This is a genomic window from Bisgaardia hudsonensis (assembly GCF_004345785.1).
In the GTDB taxonomy this organism is placed as follows: domain Bacteria; phylum Pseudomonadota; class Gammaproteobacteria; order Enterobacterales; family Pasteurellaceae; genus Bisgaardia; species Bisgaardia hudsonensis.
In genome coordinates, this window is sequence record NZ_SLXI01000006.1 from 20,536 (window position 1) to 35,957 (window position 15,422).

Sequence of the window (15,422 nt, forward strand, 5' to 3'; positions counted from 1 at the left end):
TAGAGGAATAGCAATGGGTCAAAAAGTACATCCACATGGTATTCGCCTTGGTATAGTTAAGCCTTGGAGCTCTACTTGGTTTGCGAATACACAAGATTTCGCTGATAATTTAGACGGCGATTTCAAAGTACGTCAATTCTTATATAAAGAATTAGCGAGTGCTTCAGTTTCACGTATTACAATTGAACGCCCTGCTAAGAGTATTCGTGTGACAATTCACACTGCTCGCCCAGGAATCGTAATTGGTAAAAAAGGTGAAGATGTTGAGAAATTGCGTAATGCCGTTGCAAATATTGCCGGTGTTCCAGCTCAAATCAATATTGCTGAAGTTAAAAAACCTGAATTAGATGCAAAATTAGTTGCAGATAGTATCGCTTCTCAGTTGGAACGTCGTGTTATGTTCCGTCGAGCTATGAAACGTGCAGTACAGAACGCAATGCGTTTAGGTGCTAAAGGTATCAAAGTTGAAGTAAGCGGTCGTTTAGGTGGTGCAGAAATTGCACGTTCTGAATGGTATCGCGAAGGTCGTGTACCATTACATACATTACGTGCGGACATCGATTATAACACTGCTGAAGCTAACACTACATACGGAATTATCGGTGTGAAAGTGTGGATCTTCAAAGGTGAAATTTTAGGTGGAATGGCTGCAATTGCACAACAACCAGAACAACAACCTACCGCGCCTAAAAAGGCACATCGCGGTAAAGGTCGTAAGTAAGGAGAATTGCTAAATGTTGCAACCAAAACGTACAAAATTCCGTAAAGTCCACAAAGGTCGTAATCGTGGTATTGCAAGTGGTACAGAAGTTAGCTTCGGTACCTTCGGTTTAAAAGCAATTGGCCGTGGTCGTTTAACAGCTCGTCAAATAGAAGCCGCTCGTCGTGCGATGACACGTGCTGTAAAACGTCAAGGAAAAATCTGGATCCGTGTATTCCCAGATAAACCAATTACAGAAAAACCATTAGAAGTCCGTATGGGTAAAGGTAAAGGTAACGTTGAGTACTGGGTAGCTTTAATCCAACCGGGTAAAGTACTTTATGAAATGGATGGAGTGTCTGAAGAGATCGCAAGAAATGCATTTGCATTAGCTGCTGCGAAATTACCTATCAAGACCACATTCGTAATTAAAACGGTGATGTAATGAAAGCTCAAGAACTACGTACAAAATCTTTTGAAGAGCTGAATGCTGAATTGGTTAACTTGTTAGGTGAGCAATTCAAATTGCGTATGCAAGCAGCCACCGGTCAGCTTCAACAAACCCATCAGTTAAAACAAGTGCGTCGTAGTATTGCACAAGTTAAAACTGTGTTAACCGAAAAGGCGGGTGAGTAATGACTGATAAAATTCGCAGTGTGCAAGGTCGTGTTATAAGCGATAAGATGGAAAAATCTTTTGTTGTCGCTATCGAACGTAAGGTTAAACACCCACTATATGGTAAGTTTATCCGTCGTACAACTAAATTGCACGTACATGATGAAAATAATGAAGCTAAGTTAGGTGATGTAGTAGAGATTCGTCAATGTCGTCCTCTATCAAAAACCAAATCTTGGACTTTAGTTCGTGTAGTTGAAAAAGCAGTTATTGCTTAATTTTCAGTTACAATATTAAAAAGCTCAGCTTAGGCTGGGCTTTTTTATTTTATAAATATTTTAAATTTACCACCGCGCTTTTTAAACTCTCCTTTTCTAAAATTCTCAAATTTTTAACCAGTATACTGGTTTTCTCTTTTATTGACATAAAAGAGAAACTAATTCTGTTAAAAAATATTTTAGGAGAATATATATGGATTATTTTAGTCGATTTAATATGCGTTATGGAACTGAATATATAGAACCAAATAATTATCTATCTCAAAAAGTACCCTTAGTATATTTTTGTGATTATCTTAGAGCTAAAGAACCTAGTAATCCTAATTTTCTTTTAGTGTTTAAAAATAAAGATAATATACAACCAATTCCGATGCTTGAAAAAGCATCATCTATTTTAAATTTAATTTTAGAATTTACGTTTTCTGTTCATTTTGGCAAATTGAATTATACTCAGAAAGCTTCTAAGAATAATCTTGTAATGGTTTGTGTTCCTCGTTCAAGAAAAGAAGGCGAATTAACTGATACACAGAAATATTTTAGGAAAACAGTCTCAGATTTTGCAAAAAATCATCCATTAATAGGGGATGCAACATCAGCTATCATAAGAATTAAAAATACAGCGACGACTCATTTGAGTCGTGGTGCATATGCCACTGATGGTAATATGCCTTATCCAGGTATAACAAAAGATACTTGTTATATAGATGAATCTCAAATTAAGGGAAAATATGTAATTTTAGTAGATGATATATATACTAAATCAGTGAATGTTGTAGAGGATTGTGCTCAAGCATTGTTGGATTATGGTGCTTATAAAGTTATGGTTTTTACAATTGCTAAAACTAAAAAATTTGAGGTGAATTTAGATGAATTATTCTGATTTAGCGTTAAAAGTATTAGTTGCTAAAGAACGCGGTATTATCACATCAAAAGCGGATTTTTGGAAAAATTATATAAATGAATGTGATTTTTTAGAAAAAATTAGTAACGACTTTAGTTTTAATGAGAAGCTTGAAGAATTACAGTTGGCATTAGTTGATGACAGAAGTATGGATGGATTTATTTGTTATTATGACGATGATTTTCCTGTAATAAATAAAAAAGTAACAAAAAATAGCGAAAAACCATTTTTGTTATTCTATAAGGGAGACATTTCGTTATTATCTGATCTTAATAAAAATGTAGCTGTAATTGGTTGTATAGATCCAACTGAAAATATTATTAATCGAGGACGCCGTTTTGTTGAAAAGTTAATTGAGCAAGATTTAGTGGTTTTAAGTGGTTTAGCTTTAGGATGCGATACAGTTGGTCATCAAGTGTCTGTCGAAAATAATAAAAAGACGATAGCAGTGTTACCAAGTCGATTAGCAAATATTTTACCTGTAGAAAATAGAGAATTAGCTAATAATATTGTTGAAAAAGGAGGATTATTAATTACTGAGTATTACAAAGAACCTAAGAATAAGTATGAAGCAATTAATCGATATATTTCTAGAGATTATTTGCAAGCAATGTTTTCTAAATCTGTTGTTTTAATAGCAAGCTATCAACAGGGGGAAGGTGATAGTGGTTCAAGGCATGCAATGGATGCTGGATATAGGTATGGTTTACCTTGTTATGCAATGTTCAATATCGCAACTGATAAAAATTCTCCTCACTTTGGGTTAAATAGAGAGTTAATAGAAAATAAAAAAGCACAAATACTATTACCCAGTTCTGTTTTAGACATTGTACATACTCAAAATTATAGTCTTACTAAAGAATTATCTCTATTTTAGGAAAATCTTTATGCTTTATATTTTTGATTTGGATAATACTTTGGTGTTCACTGATACTCTTAATAATATCGGATATAATCAAGCATTACAAAATATGAAGTTATCACCAATTATAGATAAAAAGAGAATTACTAGAAAAGATTTGGATAAATATTCTATAGATGAAAAAACAAAGCAAAAAATAATCCAATTTAAGTTAGATTATTTTTTATCTCATTTGTTTAAAACAGAATTAAATAGGCTCTTATATAGAGTAGTGATTTCATCTGCGGTAAAAAAAGTATTGTGGACAAAAGCGGAGCCTAAACGAGTTATTGCTATTTTAAAATACTATAAAATAGAACGTTGTTTTTCTAAAATATATTTTTTTAAAAAGGAAAATATTCAAAAAGAACTAGTTATTATTTGCCAAGAAAATAATCAAAAAACAGTGAGAGACATAATAGTTTTTGAAGATGATAGTTGGATTCTTCATCAGCTTGCATTACTTAAAATTAGATATGTAATTTGCAAATAGTTTTATTGTTTTAGGGATTTTAATTAATAAATTGAGGAGAGTTATAAAACAAATATTAATTGTAGAAGATCGAACTTAATCTGAAAGTTTCCCATTTGAAATAGTATGACTGGCAGATAAATTTGAGTCTAAATTCGTTTTCCATTTATAATATGTTCATCAGTGTTCTACTACAACATATTTTCTCTTGATGAGTTCGATGATGGATTATAATAGACTAACTATTCATCAAAGTCAGTTTGTAAATCTGTTTTCTAATAACCTGATAAAACTTTTGTAAAATCGTCTTATGAAAAGGTTCACAGATTTTCTTTTTTGTTGGAGCATATCAAAATTAGAGAATTTTATCATTTAACATATTAGAAATTACAGTCACTATTTTCATTGTATAGAATTTAGCAAAAGAAACACTTTGCTACAAGTATCCACGTTGATAAATCTGCCCGATACCTTTCAGGTTACTTATATAGAACATATTTTGTGAACCTAAATAGTTAGGATGAACGATATTAATTAGCAATATTGTCTTTTTTCTTACACTTTAAGGCTTATACTTGCTGTTCATTTAAGAGCATTCCTTTTTCTACATTTCTTTTTCAAGAGAGTTAAAAGTTGTTTAAGGTTAGCAAAATTATGGTGAATCTAAATAGAACGAATACAGCCTGTTAAAATTTTATTACACCATTCATTACTTATTCTTGCCTGTTTATAAGCGGAGAAGTCCAATGCAAATTTTATTAGTGTTTATTCAATGTTTTCATCGATACAATTTTTAAGGTTGAGGACTTTCCGATTTTAGGTTAATTAAAACATGCTATACTGATTGCTTACAGCGATAGAAAGTATCTGACTTAAAATTTTTCCTTCTTTACTTCGTCCCACAATAGATCCATTTCAACTAATGATGTCTCTTCAAAAGATTTTCCTGAATTTTGTAATTTTTTTTCAATTTTTCTAAAACGGTTTTCAAATTTTATGTTGGCTTTTCTTAGACTCTCTTCTGGATCGCATTTTAAATGGCGACTTAAATTTACGACGGAAAATAATAGGTCCCCTATTTCTTCTTCAATTTTATTTTGTACTTTCTCTGGTTGTTTTAGCTCTTCTTTTACCTCTTCTAATTCTTCCTCTACTTTAGCAAAAACATCTTTTATATCATTCCAATCAAATCCTATTTTGGAACAACGTTTTTGTAATTTTTCGGCTCTAGTTAATGCAGGAAAGGCAAAGGGGATATTATCTAAAATAGATGTGTATCCTTTTTGTTTATTTTCTTGAGATTTTACAGTATTCCAATTTTCTAATGCTTCTATCTCATTGTTTGCCTTATTTGTACCAAAAACATGGGGGTGACGACGAATAATTTTTTCATTGATATTATGAACGACATCTTCAAAATTGAAGATATTATCTTCTGAGGCAAGCTGGCTTAAAAAAACAACTTGTAATAATAGATCGCCTAGTTCTTCTTTTAATTCACCATAATTGTTTTTTCTTATTGCTTCTACAACCTCATAGCTTTCTTCTAATAAATATGGAATCATAGTTTGATAATTTTGTTTTAGATCCCAAGGACAACCATCATTTGGATCTCTTAATTTTGCGATTGTTTTAATAAAATCTTGAATTGAGTAATACATTATCTATATCCTTTGCTATAAAAATTGTTAGATAGTATAGACTTCATTTGATAAAAAAAGAAAAGTTTTTTAAAACGTGATCTACTGCATACTTTTTGATAAAAAGGAATGTTATCATAATTAAAACACAGAAATATAATCCCTGATAATAAGGAGTTAGCTATGTATAAACATATATTAGTTGCAGTCGATCTTTCAGAAGAGAGCAAGTTTTTATTAGAGAAAGCTGTAGGAGTAGCAAAACGTAATGATGCTAAGTTATCTATTATTCACGTTGATGTTAATTTCTCTGATCTTTATACAGGATTGATTGATGTTAATATGTCATCAATGCAGGATCGTATTTCAAATGAAACCCATCAGGCATTAATTCAACTTTCAGAACAAGCAAATTATCCTATTACAGAAAAATTAAGTGGTAGTGGAGATTTAGGACAAGTACTAGTAGATGCTATTGAGCAATATGATGTTGATTTATTGGTCACAGGTCACCATCAAGATTTTTGGAGTAAATTAATGTCGTCTACTCGACAAGTGATGAATACGATTAAAATTGATATGCTTGTTGTGCCGTTAAGAGATTCGGAATAGGCTTGTAGTTTGTCATATTTAGACCCGAAATATTAAGGATCGAAAATAATATAAGATTTTCGATCCTTTTTGTTTTTTAGAAAATCCTTATGTTTGATTTAAGTAGATTAAATTAGCAGATCAGAAAAAATTATTTTTATAAAAATATAAAAATATGCAACAATAGAAAGAATTTGTATATCGTTAAATTTAATAGAAAAACAAGGTTTATAAATGAAAACAACAGCAGATATTAGACAATCTTTTCTGGATTTTTTTCACAGTAAAGGACATCAAATCGTAGAAAGTAGCTCTCTTGTACCTGATAATGATCCGACATTATTATTTACTAATGCGGGAATGAATCAGTTTAAAGATGTTTTTTTGGGAGCAGATAAACGTAACTACACAAGAGCGACAACTGCACAGCGTTGTGTTCGTGCTGGGGGTAAGCATAATGATTTAGAAAATGTAGGCTATACTGCTCGTCATCATACATTTTTTGAAATGTTAGGTAATTTTAGTTTTGGTGATTATTTTAAACAAGATGCGATTACTTTTGGCTGGGAATTTTTAACCTCTCCTAAATGGCTTGGTCTACCTAAAGAAAAATTGTGGGTAACAGTGTATCAGACTGATGATGAAGCATATGATATTTGGCATAAACAAGTAGGTATTCCTGCTGATCGTATTATTCGTATCGGTGATAATAAAGGTGCGCCCTATGCTTCAGATAACTTTTGGCAAATGGGGGATACCGGTCCTTGTGGTCCTTGTACTGAGATTTTTTATGATCACGGTGATCATATTTGGGGAGGACCTCCTGGCTCGCCAGAAGAAGATGGTGATAGATATATTGAAATTTGGAATATTGTCTTTATGCAATATAACCGTTTTTCTGATGGCACAATGGAAAAATTGCCAAAACCATCTGTTGATACAGGAATGGGATTAGAACGTATTACTGCTGTAATGCAACATGTTAATTCAAATTATGAAATTGATATATTTCAGACTTTAATTAAAAAAGTTTCAGAATTAACAGGAGAAAAAGATTTAAATAATAAATCCTTACGAGTTATCGCAGATCATATTCGTTCTTGTGCTTATTTAATTGCTGATGGAGTTATTCCTTCTAATGAAGGGCGTGGGTATGTGCTTCGTCGTATTATTCGTCGTGCTGTTCGTCATGGAAATTTATTAGGTGCTAAAGAAGCATTTTTCTATAAATTAGTTCCTACATTGATAGAAGTAATGGATAGTGCAGGTAAAAATGTTAAGGAAAAGCAGGCGGATGTTGAAAAATTATTGCGTTTAGAAGAAGAACAATTTGCTCGTACTTTAGAACGCGGATTAGTTTTACTTGATGAGGCATTAGTAAATGTTAAAGATAATACATTATCAGGTGAAGTCGCATTTAAACTATATGATACATATGGTTTTCCATTAGATTTAACTGCTGATGTTTGTCGTGAGCGAAATATAAAAATTGATGAAGTTGGTTTTGAAAGAGAAATGGAAGCTCAGCGTCAAAGAGCTCAATCTGCAAGCCAATTTGGACTAGATTATAGTAATGTTATTCGTGTTGATGGCACAACAAAATTCGAAGGTTATACGGAATCAGAAAGTCTTGCGAAAATTACCGCACTTTTCTGTGATGGCAAATCTGTTGATAGTATTGCGCTTGGACAAGAAGCTGTTGTTATTTTAGATAATACACCTTTTTATGGGGAATCAGGCGGACAAGTAGGGGATAAGGGAACACTATCTGGACAACAATTTATCTTTGATGTAAAAGATACCCAGAAATATGGTCAAGTATTTGGACATATTGGCGTATTAACAGAAGGTGAATTAAAAGTTGGACAATCTGTCAATGCCGTAGTTGATATAGAACGACGCCAGAAAATTTCATCAAATCATTCAGCGACGCACTTGTTACATGCTGCATTACGTCAAGTTTTAGGAGAACACGTTGCACAAAAAGGCTCGTTAGTTGCCGACAATGTATTGCGTTTTGATTTTGTTCAACCTGAAGCAATTACAAAATCACAGCTTATTGAAATTGAGCATTTAGTGAATAAACATATTCGAGCGAATCATCTTGTACAAACAGAAATTATGCCAATTGATGAAGCGAAGAAACGTGGTGCAATGGCATTATTTGGTGAAAAATATGGCGATATGGTTAGAGTGTTAACTATGAGTGATTTTTCAGTTGAGTTATGTGGTGGTATCCATGTTAAGCGAACTGGTGATATAGGATTGTTTAAAATTATTTCTGAATCGGCGATCTCGGCTGGAATTAGACGAGTAGAGGCGATTACTGGTGAAGCTGCAATAGACTGGTTACATCAACAACAACAATTACTTAACCAAAGTGCTGAATTACTTAAAACAGATAATCATTCTATTGTTGATAAAATTCGCCAATTGCAAGAAAAATCGAAGAAAGCTGAAAAGGAATTACAACAATTACAGCAAAAATTAGCATTACAAGCAGGTTCTGTTCTTGTTAAAAGTGCGGTTAGAATTAATGGTGTTTCTGTTATTTTACAACAATTAGACGGAATCGATTCTAAGGCATTACGTGTAATGGTTGATGATCTAAAAAATCAATTAGGATCTGGTATTGTTGCTTTTGCTTCTGTTGTTGATTCAAAAGTGAATTTAATTGTTGGTGTAACATCAGATCTTACGAATCGGATAAAAGCGGGAGAAATTGTCAATATTATGGCGCAAGAAGTTGGTGGAAAAGGCGGTGGTCGTCCTGATATGGCGATGGCTGGCGGATCTCAGCCAGAAAATGTGGCAAAATCATTATCATCTTGTTCTAAATGGTTGCAAGAAAAATTAATCTAATAAAAATTTGTGGGATACATCACAACTTTAATGTTTAGTCATGATTTTTTTTATAGATTAAGTAAACTACTATAAGTTGATGAAAGTAACACTAATTGAAATATGATAGAGAAATGTTCTCATATCATAAAAATATAAGGGGGAATAATGCTTATATTAACCAGAAAAGCAGGTGAAAGTTTGCTTATCGGTGATGATATTTCAATTACAATATTAAATATACGGGGCAATCAAGTAAAGATAGGTGTTAATGCACCAAAAGAGGTCTCTGTTCATCGAGAAGAAATTTATCAAAAAATTAAAGAATTGCAAGATGAAGAGAATTGCTAATCAGCTTTAGTATTTATTTTAGAATGGAGAAATTATGAATAAACTAACTTGTTTTAAAGCCTATGATATTCGAGGTCGTTTGGGTGATGAACTTAATGTTGATATTGTTTATCGTATTGGTAGGGCTTTTGGTGAATTTTTAAAACCTAAAACAATTGTTGTTGGTGGTGATGTTCGTTTAACCAGTAAAGAACTAAAAAGCGCGGTTACAAATGGATTATTAGATTCAGGTGTTAATGTTATCGATCTTGGTGAAACTGGCACAGAAGAAGTTTATTTTGCTACTTCATTCTTAAAAACTGATGGTGGAATTGAAGTTACCGCTAGTCATAACCCTATGGATTTTAATGGTTTAAAACTTGTTAGGGAAGGTTCTCGACCAATTAGTGCAGATACTGGTTTAGCGGATATTCAACGTCTTGCTGAAGAAAATAATTTTTCAGAAGTAACTAAGAGAGGAGAATATAAGCAGTTGTCTGTATTAGGTGATTATGTTGAACATTTACTCTCTTATATTAATTTAAATCATTTAAAGCCTATGAAGTTAGTGATTAACTCTGGCAATGGTGCGGCAGGTCATGTAATTGATGCTATTGAAGCGCAATTTAAAGCAAAGCAGGTGCCAGTAGAGTTCATTAAAGTACATAATAATCCCGATGGGACATTCCCTAATGGTATTCCTAACCCAATTTTACCTGAAAATCGTCAAGATACCATTGATGCTGTATTGAAACATAAAGCAGATATAGGGATTGCTTTTGATGGTGATTTTGACCGCTGTTTTTTATTTGATGAAAATGGTGGCTTTATAGAAGGATACTATATTGTTGGTTTATTAGGACAAGCATTCTTACAAAAGAATAAAGGTGCTAAAATTATCTACGATCCACGTTTAATTTGGAATACAGTGAAATTAGTAGAGGAAAATGGTGGCACAGCAGTAATGTCTAAATCAGGTCACTCATTCATTAAAGAAAAAATGCGTGAAGTTGATGCGGTTTATGGCGGTGAGATGAGTGCGCACCATTATTTCCGAGATTTCTTCTACTGTGATAGTGGCATGATTCCTTGGTTATTAGTTATTGAGTTACTTTCTACTACAGGTAAAACATTAGGTGAACTTGTTGGTAATAGTATAGATACTTATCCATCACCAGGTGAAATTAATAGTAAATTAACTGATGCAAAAGCTTCTATTGCTCGTGTACTTGCAGCTTATGAAAAAGAAGCGTTAAGCGTGAATGAAATTGATGGTATTAGTGTTGAATTTCCTAATTGGCGTTTTAATTTGCGTAGTTCAAATACTGAGCCCGTCGTTCGTCTTAATTTAGAAACTCGAGGTGATAAGAAATTAATGGACGAAAAAACAAATGAAATATTAGCACTATTACTATTGCGTCAATAAATTACCTCAAAAATAACCCCACTTAGTTGTACTGAGTGCGGACTTTGTTATCAAGATTTAAGGATACATAATGAAAGCAATTATCCCTGTCGCTGGACTTGGTACGCGAATGCTCCCTGCGACGAAAGCAATTCCCAAAGAGATGCTTACATTAGTGGATAAACCATTAATTCAATATGTTGTCAATGAATGTGTTGCAGCAGGAATTAAAGAGATTGTTCTTGTAACGCATTCTTCAAAAAATGCTATTGAGAACCATTTTGATACTTCTTTTGAATTAGAAACAATGTTGGAAAAGCGAGTTAAGCGACAGTTACTTGATGAAGTGCGTTCTATTTGTCCTAAAGATGTAACTATTATGCACGTTCGACAAGGGCATGCAAAAGGATTGGGACATGCTGTTCTATGTGGTAAACCTTTGGTTGGGCGTGAGCCTTTTGTTGTTGTATTACCTGATGTTTTATTGGCCGATTTTTCCGCAAACCCAAAAAATGAAAATTTAAGTGCTATGGTAAAACGTTTTAAGGAAACTAACCTGAGTCAAATTATGGTTGCACCAGTAGCAAAAAATGAAGTAAGTAGCTATGGTATTGTGGATTGTAATGGAGCAGAATTATCGGGTGGAGAGAGCATAAGAATCCAATCTATAGTCGAAAAGCCAAGTATTGAAGATGCTCCTTCTAATTTAGCTGTTGTTGGTCGTTATGTCTTTTCTGAAAAGATTTGGGATTTATTAGAGAAAACACCTATAGGTGTAGGAGATGAAATTCAATTAACTGATGCTATTGATATGCTGATAGAAGAAGAGTCAGTAGAAGCTTTTCATATGACTGGTAAAAGTTTTGATTGTGGCGATAAGATAGGTTATATGGAAGCTTTTGTAGAATATGGCTTACATCATCCATCCTTGTCAGAAAAATTTAAAACTTATTTAAAAGAACTTGCTAAAACTTTATAACGTTATATTAGATATCTAGGTATCTAGATTGCTAATTTTTAAGTTTTTTATTAAAATGCTGGTTTCATTATTATTACTTATAAGGTTATTAATATGGTAGATTGGGACGGTAAATATATAAGCCCTTATGCAGAGCACGGCAAGAAAAGCGAGCAAGTAAAAAAGGTGACAGTTTCTATTCCTCTCAAGGTATTGGAAATTTTAACAAATGAACGTACTCGCCGGCAAATTCAAAATTTGCGTCATGCTACCAATAGTGAGTTGTTATGCGAGGCTTTTTTACATGCGTTTACTGGTCAACCTTTACCTACAGATGAAGATCTATTAAAAGAAAGGCATGATGAGATTCCTGAGGAAGCTAAAGAAATTATGCGATCTTTAGGAATTGAGCCAGATAAATGGGAATATTAGTGTAAACTGATGATATGCGATCTTAGTAGGTCGCATTTTTTATTCGTATTAGTTAGTGAGAAATATGGATTAGAGTGCTACAATTCAGCACATTAACGTAATAAATCAAAAGAGATAATAATTTATGGCTCGCCAGAAAAAAACAAGACGCGTTACTGATGTTATGCCTGCTCGTAAGGCTGATAATCAAAAAGAAACACCTAAACGTCTAGGTAGTAAATCAACTCGTTATGAATTAGATATGTTAGCTAGAGAAGATAAGAAAAAGAAAAAACATAAGGGATTAGCCTCAGGATCACGTCATAATGTGATGGATACTACACAAAATGTTCAATCTAGTTTAAATAAAGATCCTCGTGTGGGAAGTCGTAAGAAAATTCCTTTATTTGTTGAGTTTATTAATAAGCCAGAAAAAGGGATGGTTATCTCATCAGAGCAAAAAAATATTAAGGACAATATTCTTGATCCTATGTTGGAACTAGAGCAATTAGAAAATAATGAATGCTTAAATCAATTATTAGATGATTTAGATAATGGCAAAAAAATTACGCAAGATGATCAGAAATTTGTTGATGAATGTTTAGAACGTATTGCTAATTTAATGAATGAATTGGGTATAGAAGAAGAAAGTGAGGAAGATTTATACCGCACTTTTGAAAAAATTGACATCAATCAGTTTAAATAATTATGTGGATAAAGATTTTACTTATTTTAGGAATAGCCATCATTGTGGCTATGATAGGTTATACTGTTCGTTTGTTATCAGCATTACAAAAACAGAAAAAGAAATTTAAAGATGCTCAACAAGCGAGAATTTTAAGATTAAAAGAAAGTATTGTCATTATAGCTAAAGCTATGCAGACTAATGAATGTAATCATTCGGAGGGGGTTATTCGTCTAAAGATGCTATTAGACCCTCTAGGTAAGAGATTAAGCGATTATCAAGCTATGTTTAGCTTATATGAAGTTGTAATGGATATGCCTACTCATGAGGCTCGTAGAGAGTTAAAGAAAAATGAGCGTATGCGTTTAGATATAAAACGTGAAAATGCAGAGGCTAGTCTTGAAGAAAGCATTATGTTGGAGTTACGTCAATTATTAATTGATATAGAAAATTATTAAGGAAGCAATATATGTCAGATATTACTTGGGATTTAGAATTAATTAAAAAATATAATAATTCTGGACCAAGATACACGTCCTATCCTACCGCATTAGAATTTAGTGATAGTTATACGAATGAAGATTTTAAAGAGGCAGTAAATCGTTATCCAGAACGTCCCCTTTCGTTATATGTACATATTCCGTTTTGTCATAAGCTTTGTTATTTTTGTGCATGTAATAAAACTATTACAAGACATCAGCATAAAGCAGATATTTATCTAGATTATGTAGAAAAAGAAGTGAAACAGCGAGCTAAATTATTTCAGAATAGGCTAGTTACTCAAATTCATTGGGGAGGTGGAACACCTACTTATTTGACAGAAGAACAGTCGGCTCGTTTAATGAATATGTTAACCGATAATTTTAAAATTGCTGATGATGCCGAAATTAGTATTGAAATGGATCCTAGAGAAATTGAACTTTCAATGTTGGATCATTTACAAAATATCGGTTTTAATCGAATTAGTATGGGTATCCAAGATTTTAATAAAGCGGTTCAACAAGCAATTAATCGTCAGCAAGATGAAGCTTTTATTTCTCTACTTATTGAAAGGGCAAGAGCGTTAGGCTTTCAATCTATTAATTTAGATTTAATTTATGGATTGCCATTGCAGGATGTGGAAAGTTTTATGTTTACTTTAAAAAAAGTAATCGATCTTAATCCTGATCGTTTAAGTGTATTTAATTATGCTCATTTACCATCAAGATTTGCAGGGCAAGCAAAAATTAAAGATGCACAATTACCTAGTCCAGAAACAAAATTAATTATTTTACAAAAGACTATTGAAACCTTGAGAACAGCAGGTTATCGTTTTATTGGTATGGATCATTTTGCGAAACCTGATGATGAATTAGCCATTGCTCAAGAGAAAGGTATTTTACATCGTAATTTCCAAGGCTATACCACACAGGAAGAATGTGATTTGTTGGGATTGGGTGTTTCTGCTATTAGTTTACTTGGTGATCATTATGCTCAAAATCAAAAAGAATTAAAGCACTATTATGCAAGTATTGAAGCAACGGGAATTGCTTTGCATAAAGGGTTAAAAATGACTAATGAAGATTGTTTGCGTCGTGATGTGATTAAACAATTAATTTGTAATTTTAAACTTGATTACAAATCAATTGAAAATTTATATCATATTAATTTTAAAGAACATTTTAAAGAGGACTTAGCATTACTTGCTCCACTAGTTGAAGATGATTTGTTATCAATTAGTGATGAAGGTTTACAAGTATCTTCAAAAGGGCGGTTGTTAATTCGGAATATTTGCTTATGTTTTGATACTTATTCAAGACAGCAAGCAAAGAGACAACAATTTTCAAGAATTATTTAGTTTTTATTTATATAAAATAGCACTTAATATTAAGTGCTATTTTCTAAAGTAGTATACTGTTTGAAATTATATATTAGTTATCATTAATAAAACATTGGTTCATTTCGAAGGCTGGCTTTGCCGTTTCCTCTTTTCTAATAACTTTGGCTGGAACACCTGCAACCGTGGTATATTCTGGAACCTCTTGTAGCACAACTGAATTTGCGCCAATTTTAGCATATTTACCTATTTCTATATTTCCTAATACTTTAGCTCCAGCACCAATCATCACACCTTCTCTGATTTTGGGATGTCTATCACCTGTTTCTTTTCCGGTTCCTCCAAGTGTTACACCTTGTAGAAGAGATACATCATTTTCAATAACAGATGTTTCTCCGATAACAATTCCTGTTGCATGGTCAAACATTATTCCATGACCAATTTTCGCTGCTGGGTGAATATCAACATCAAACGCAACAGATATTTGGTTTTGCAAATAAATAGCGATTGCTTTGCGACCTTGTTGCCAAAGATAATGCGTTATTCGATAACTTTGTAGTGCTTGATATCCTTTTAAATAGAGGAGTGGTGTAGAATAGCGATCAACAGCGGGATCTCTATGTCGTACAGCGTGTATATCATAAGAAGCACTGATAATAATACTTGGTTTAGATTGATATGCCTCCTCAATAATCTCACGTAGTGCGATTGCAGGCATAATTGGGTTTGCCAACTTATTCGCTAGAATATAGCTTAACGCATTACCTAGATTATTATGTTTCAGAATTGTAGAATGGTAGAAACTTGCTAGCATTGGTTCTTCTTTGACTAACTCTTCAACTTCTTGACGAATTTCCTCCCAAAGCTCAATAGGCATA

General features: G+C 32.8%; 18 protein-coding genes. 16 read left to right on the forward strand and 2 right to left on the reverse strand.

Annotated features, from left to right (window positions below):
• Nucleotides 1-13 precede the first annotated feature (13 nt).
• From rpsC to EV697_RS08260, 7 genes are all read left to right on the forward strand, one after another.
• Entirely contained in the window at nucleotides 14-721 is a 708-nt protein-coding gene (rpsC, locus tag EV697_RS08230; RefSeq protein ID WP_132024531.1) for a 30S ribosomal protein S3, read from the forward strand.
• A 13-nt stretch (nucleotides 722-734) separates the two neighbouring features.
• On the forward strand, nucleotides 735-1,145 hold the full coding sequence (rplP, locus tag EV697_RS08235) for a 50S ribosomal protein L16 (protein ID WP_132024533.1): 411 nt from the start codon (nucleotides 735-737) through the stop codon (nucleotides 1,143-1,145).
• A complete protein-coding gene (gene rpmC, locus EV697_RS08240; protein WP_132024535.1) occupies nucleotides 1,145-1,336 on the forward strand; it encodes a 50S ribosomal protein L29 in 192 nt (63 codons plus the stop codon). The genes rplP and rpmC overlap by 1 nt, the downstream gene beginning before the upstream one ends.
• The gene (rpsQ, locus tag EV697_RS08245) at nucleotides 1,336-1,593 is read left to right on the forward strand and encodes a 30S ribosomal protein S17 (protein ID WP_132024536.1); all 258 of its coding nucleotides are present in this window, start codon (nucleotides 1,336-1,338) and stop codon (nucleotides 1,591-1,593) included. The genes rpmC and rpsQ overlap by 1 nt, the downstream gene beginning before the upstream one ends.
• 193 nt (nucleotides 1,594-1,786) lie before the next feature.
• Nucleotides 1,787-2,473 (forward strand): hypothetical protein, encoded by a 687-nt coding sequence (locus EV697_RS08250; protein WP_132024537.1) that lies wholly within the window; start codon nucleotides 1,787-1,789, stop codon nucleotides 2,471-2,473.
• On the forward strand, nucleotides 2,460-3,371 hold the full coding sequence (locus tag EV697_RS08255; RefSeq protein WP_132024538.1) for a DNA-processing protein DprA: 912 nt from the start codon (nucleotides 2,460-2,462) through the stop codon (nucleotides 3,369-3,371). The genes EV697_RS08250 and EV697_RS08255 overlap by 14 nt, the downstream gene beginning before the upstream one ends.
• 10 nt (nucleotides 3,372-3,381) lie before the next feature.
• On the forward strand, nucleotides 3,382-3,888 hold the full coding sequence (locus EV697_RS08260; RefSeq protein WP_132024539.1) for a hypothetical protein: 507 nt from the start codon (nucleotides 3,382-3,384) through the stop codon (nucleotides 3,886-3,888).
• Nucleotides 3,889-4,739: 851 nt separating this feature from the next.
• Here the strand turns inward: EV697_RS08260 and mazG are convergent.
• Nucleotides 4,740-5,528 (reverse strand): nucleoside triphosphate pyrophosphohydrolase, encoded by a 789-nt coding sequence (gene mazG, locus EV697_RS08265; protein WP_132024541.1) that lies wholly within the window; start codon nucleotides 5,526-5,528, stop codon nucleotides 4,740-4,742.
• Nucleotides 5,529-5,690: 162 nt separating this feature from the next.
• On the opposite strand from mazG, the gene uspA reads away from it, so the two are divergent.
• The 9 genes from uspA to hemN all read left to right on the forward strand — a co-directional run bounded on the left by uspA (nucleotide 5,691) and on the right by hemN (nucleotide 14,565).
• Entirely contained in the window at nucleotides 5,691-6,119 is a 429-nt protein-coding gene (gene uspA, locus EV697_RS08270; RefSeq protein WP_132024543.1) for a universal stress protein UspA, read from the forward strand.
• Between the two features lie 213 nt (nucleotides 6,120-6,332).
• Nucleotides 6,333-8,960 (forward strand): alanine--tRNA ligase, encoded by a 2,628-nt coding sequence (gene alaS, locus EV697_RS08275; RefSeq protein ID WP_132024545.1) that lies wholly within the window; start codon nucleotides 6,333-6,335, stop codon nucleotides 8,958-8,960.
• Nucleotides 8,961-9,107: 147 nt separating this feature from the next.
• Nucleotides 9,108-9,290 (forward strand): carbon storage regulator CsrA, encoded by a 183-nt coding sequence (gene csrA, locus EV697_RS08280; RefSeq protein WP_132024547.1) that lies wholly within the window; start codon nucleotides 9,108-9,110, stop codon nucleotides 9,288-9,290.
• Between the two features lie 34 nt (nucleotides 9,291-9,324).
• Entirely contained in the window at nucleotides 9,325-10,695 is a 1,371-nt protein-coding gene (locus EV697_RS08285; protein ID WP_132024549.1) for a phosphohexomutase domain-containing protein, read from the forward strand.
• A 70-nt stretch (nucleotides 10,696-10,765) separates the two neighbouring features.
• Complete coding sequence (galU, locus tag EV697_RS08290; RefSeq protein ID WP_132024551.1) at nucleotides 10,766-11,653, forward strand: UTP--glucose-1-phosphate uridylyltransferase GalU; 888 nt, start codon at nucleotides 10,766-10,768, stop codon at nucleotides 11,651-11,653.
• Between the two features lie 93 nt (nucleotides 11,654-11,746).
• A complete protein-coding gene (gene metJ / locus EV697_RS08295) occupies nucleotides 11,747-12,064 on the forward strand; it encodes a met regulon transcriptional regulator MetJ (protein WP_132024553.1) in 318 nt (105 codons plus the stop codon).
• A gap of 124 nt (nucleotides 12,065-12,188) precedes the next feature.
• On the forward strand, nucleotides 12,189-12,749 hold the full coding sequence (gene yihI / locus EV697_RS08300) for a Der GTPase-activating protein YihI (protein WP_132024555.1): 561 nt from the start codon (nucleotides 12,189-12,191) through the stop codon (nucleotides 12,747-12,749).
• Between the two features lie 2 nt (nucleotides 12,750-12,751).
• Entirely contained in the window at nucleotides 12,752-13,186 is a 435-nt protein-coding gene (locus EV697_RS08305) for a DUF2489 domain-containing protein (protein WP_132024557.1), read from the forward strand.
• An 11-nt stretch (nucleotides 13,187-13,197) separates the two neighbouring features.
• A complete protein-coding gene (gene hemN, locus EV697_RS08310; protein WP_132024559.1) occupies nucleotides 13,198-14,565 on the forward strand; it encodes an oxygen-independent coproporphyrinogen III oxidase in 1,368 nt (455 codons plus the stop codon).
• Nucleotides 14,566-14,638: 73 nt separating this feature from the next.
• On the opposite strand, the gene cysE is transcribed toward hemN, so the two are convergent.
• A complete protein-coding gene (gene cysE, locus EV697_RS08315; RefSeq protein WP_132024561.1) occupies nucleotides 14,639-15,421 on the reverse strand; it encodes a serine O-acetyltransferase in 783 nt (260 codons plus the stop codon).
• Nucleotide 15,422 lies beyond the last annotated feature (1 nt).

Excerpts from the sequence above, each read along its gene's own strand:
- rpsC (WP_132024531.1), top strand. The coding sequence starts at position 14 with ATGGGTCAAAAAGTACATCCACATGGTATTCGCCTTGGTATAGTTAAG.
- rplP (WP_132024533.1), top strand. The coding sequence starts at position 735 with ATGTTGCAACCAAAACGTACAAAATTCCGTAAAGTCCACAAAGGTCGT.
- rpmC (WP_132024535.1), top strand. The coding sequence starts at position 1,145 with ATGAAAGCTCAAGAACTACGTACAAAATCTTTTGAAGAGCTGAATGCT.
- rpsQ (WP_132024536.1), top strand. The coding sequence starts at position 1,336 with ATGACTGATAAAATTCGCAGTGTGCAAGGTCGTGTTATAAGCGATAAG.
- EV697_RS08250 (WP_132024537.1), top strand. The coding sequence starts at position 1,787 with ATGGATTATTTTAGTCGATTTAATATGCGTTATGGAACTGAATATATA.
- EV697_RS08255 (WP_132024538.1), top strand. The coding sequence starts at position 2,460 with ATGAATTATTCTGATTTAGCGTTAAAAGTATTAGTTGCTAAAGAACGC.
- EV697_RS08260 (WP_132024539.1), top strand. The coding sequence starts at position 3,382 with ATGCTTTATATTTTTGATTTGGATAATACTTTGGTGTTCACTGATACT.
- mazG (WP_132024541.1), bottom strand. The coding sequence starts at position 5,528 with ATGTATTACTCAATTCAAGATTTTATTAAAACAATCGCAAAATTAAGA.
- uspA (WP_132024543.1), top strand. The coding sequence starts at position 5,691 with ATGTATAAACATATATTAGTTGCAGTCGATCTTTCAGAAGAGAGCAAG.
- alaS (WP_132024545.1), top strand. The coding sequence starts at position 6,333 with ATGAAAACAACAGCAGATATTAGACAATCTTTTCTGGATTTTTTTCAC.
- csrA (WP_132024547.1), top strand. The coding sequence starts at position 9,108 with ATGCTTATATTAACCAGAAAAGCAGGTGAAAGTTTGCTTATCGGTGAT.
- EV697_RS08285 (WP_132024549.1), top strand. The coding sequence starts at position 9,325 with ATGAATAAACTAACTTGTTTTAAAGCCTATGATATTCGAGGTCGTTTG.
- galU (WP_132024551.1), top strand. The coding sequence starts at position 10,766 with ATGAAAGCAATTATCCCTGTCGCTGGACTTGGTACGCGAATGCTCCCT.
- metJ (WP_132024553.1), top strand. The coding sequence starts at position 11,747 with ATGGTAGATTGGGACGGTAAATATATAAGCCCTTATGCAGAGCACGGC.
- yihI (WP_132024555.1), top strand. The coding sequence starts at position 12,189 with ATGGCTCGCCAGAAAAAAACAAGACGCGTTACTGATGTTATGCCTGCT.
- EV697_RS08305 (WP_132024557.1), top strand. The coding sequence starts at position 12,752 with ATGTGGATAAAGATTTTACTTATTTTAGGAATAGCCATCATTGTGGCT.
- hemN (WP_132024559.1), top strand. The coding sequence starts at position 13,198 with ATGTCAGATATTACTTGGGATTTAGAATTAATTAAAAAATATAATAAT.
- cysE (WP_132024561.1), bottom strand. The coding sequence starts at position 15,421 with ATGCCTATTGAGCTTTGGGAGGAAATTCGTCAAGAAGTTGAAGAGTTA.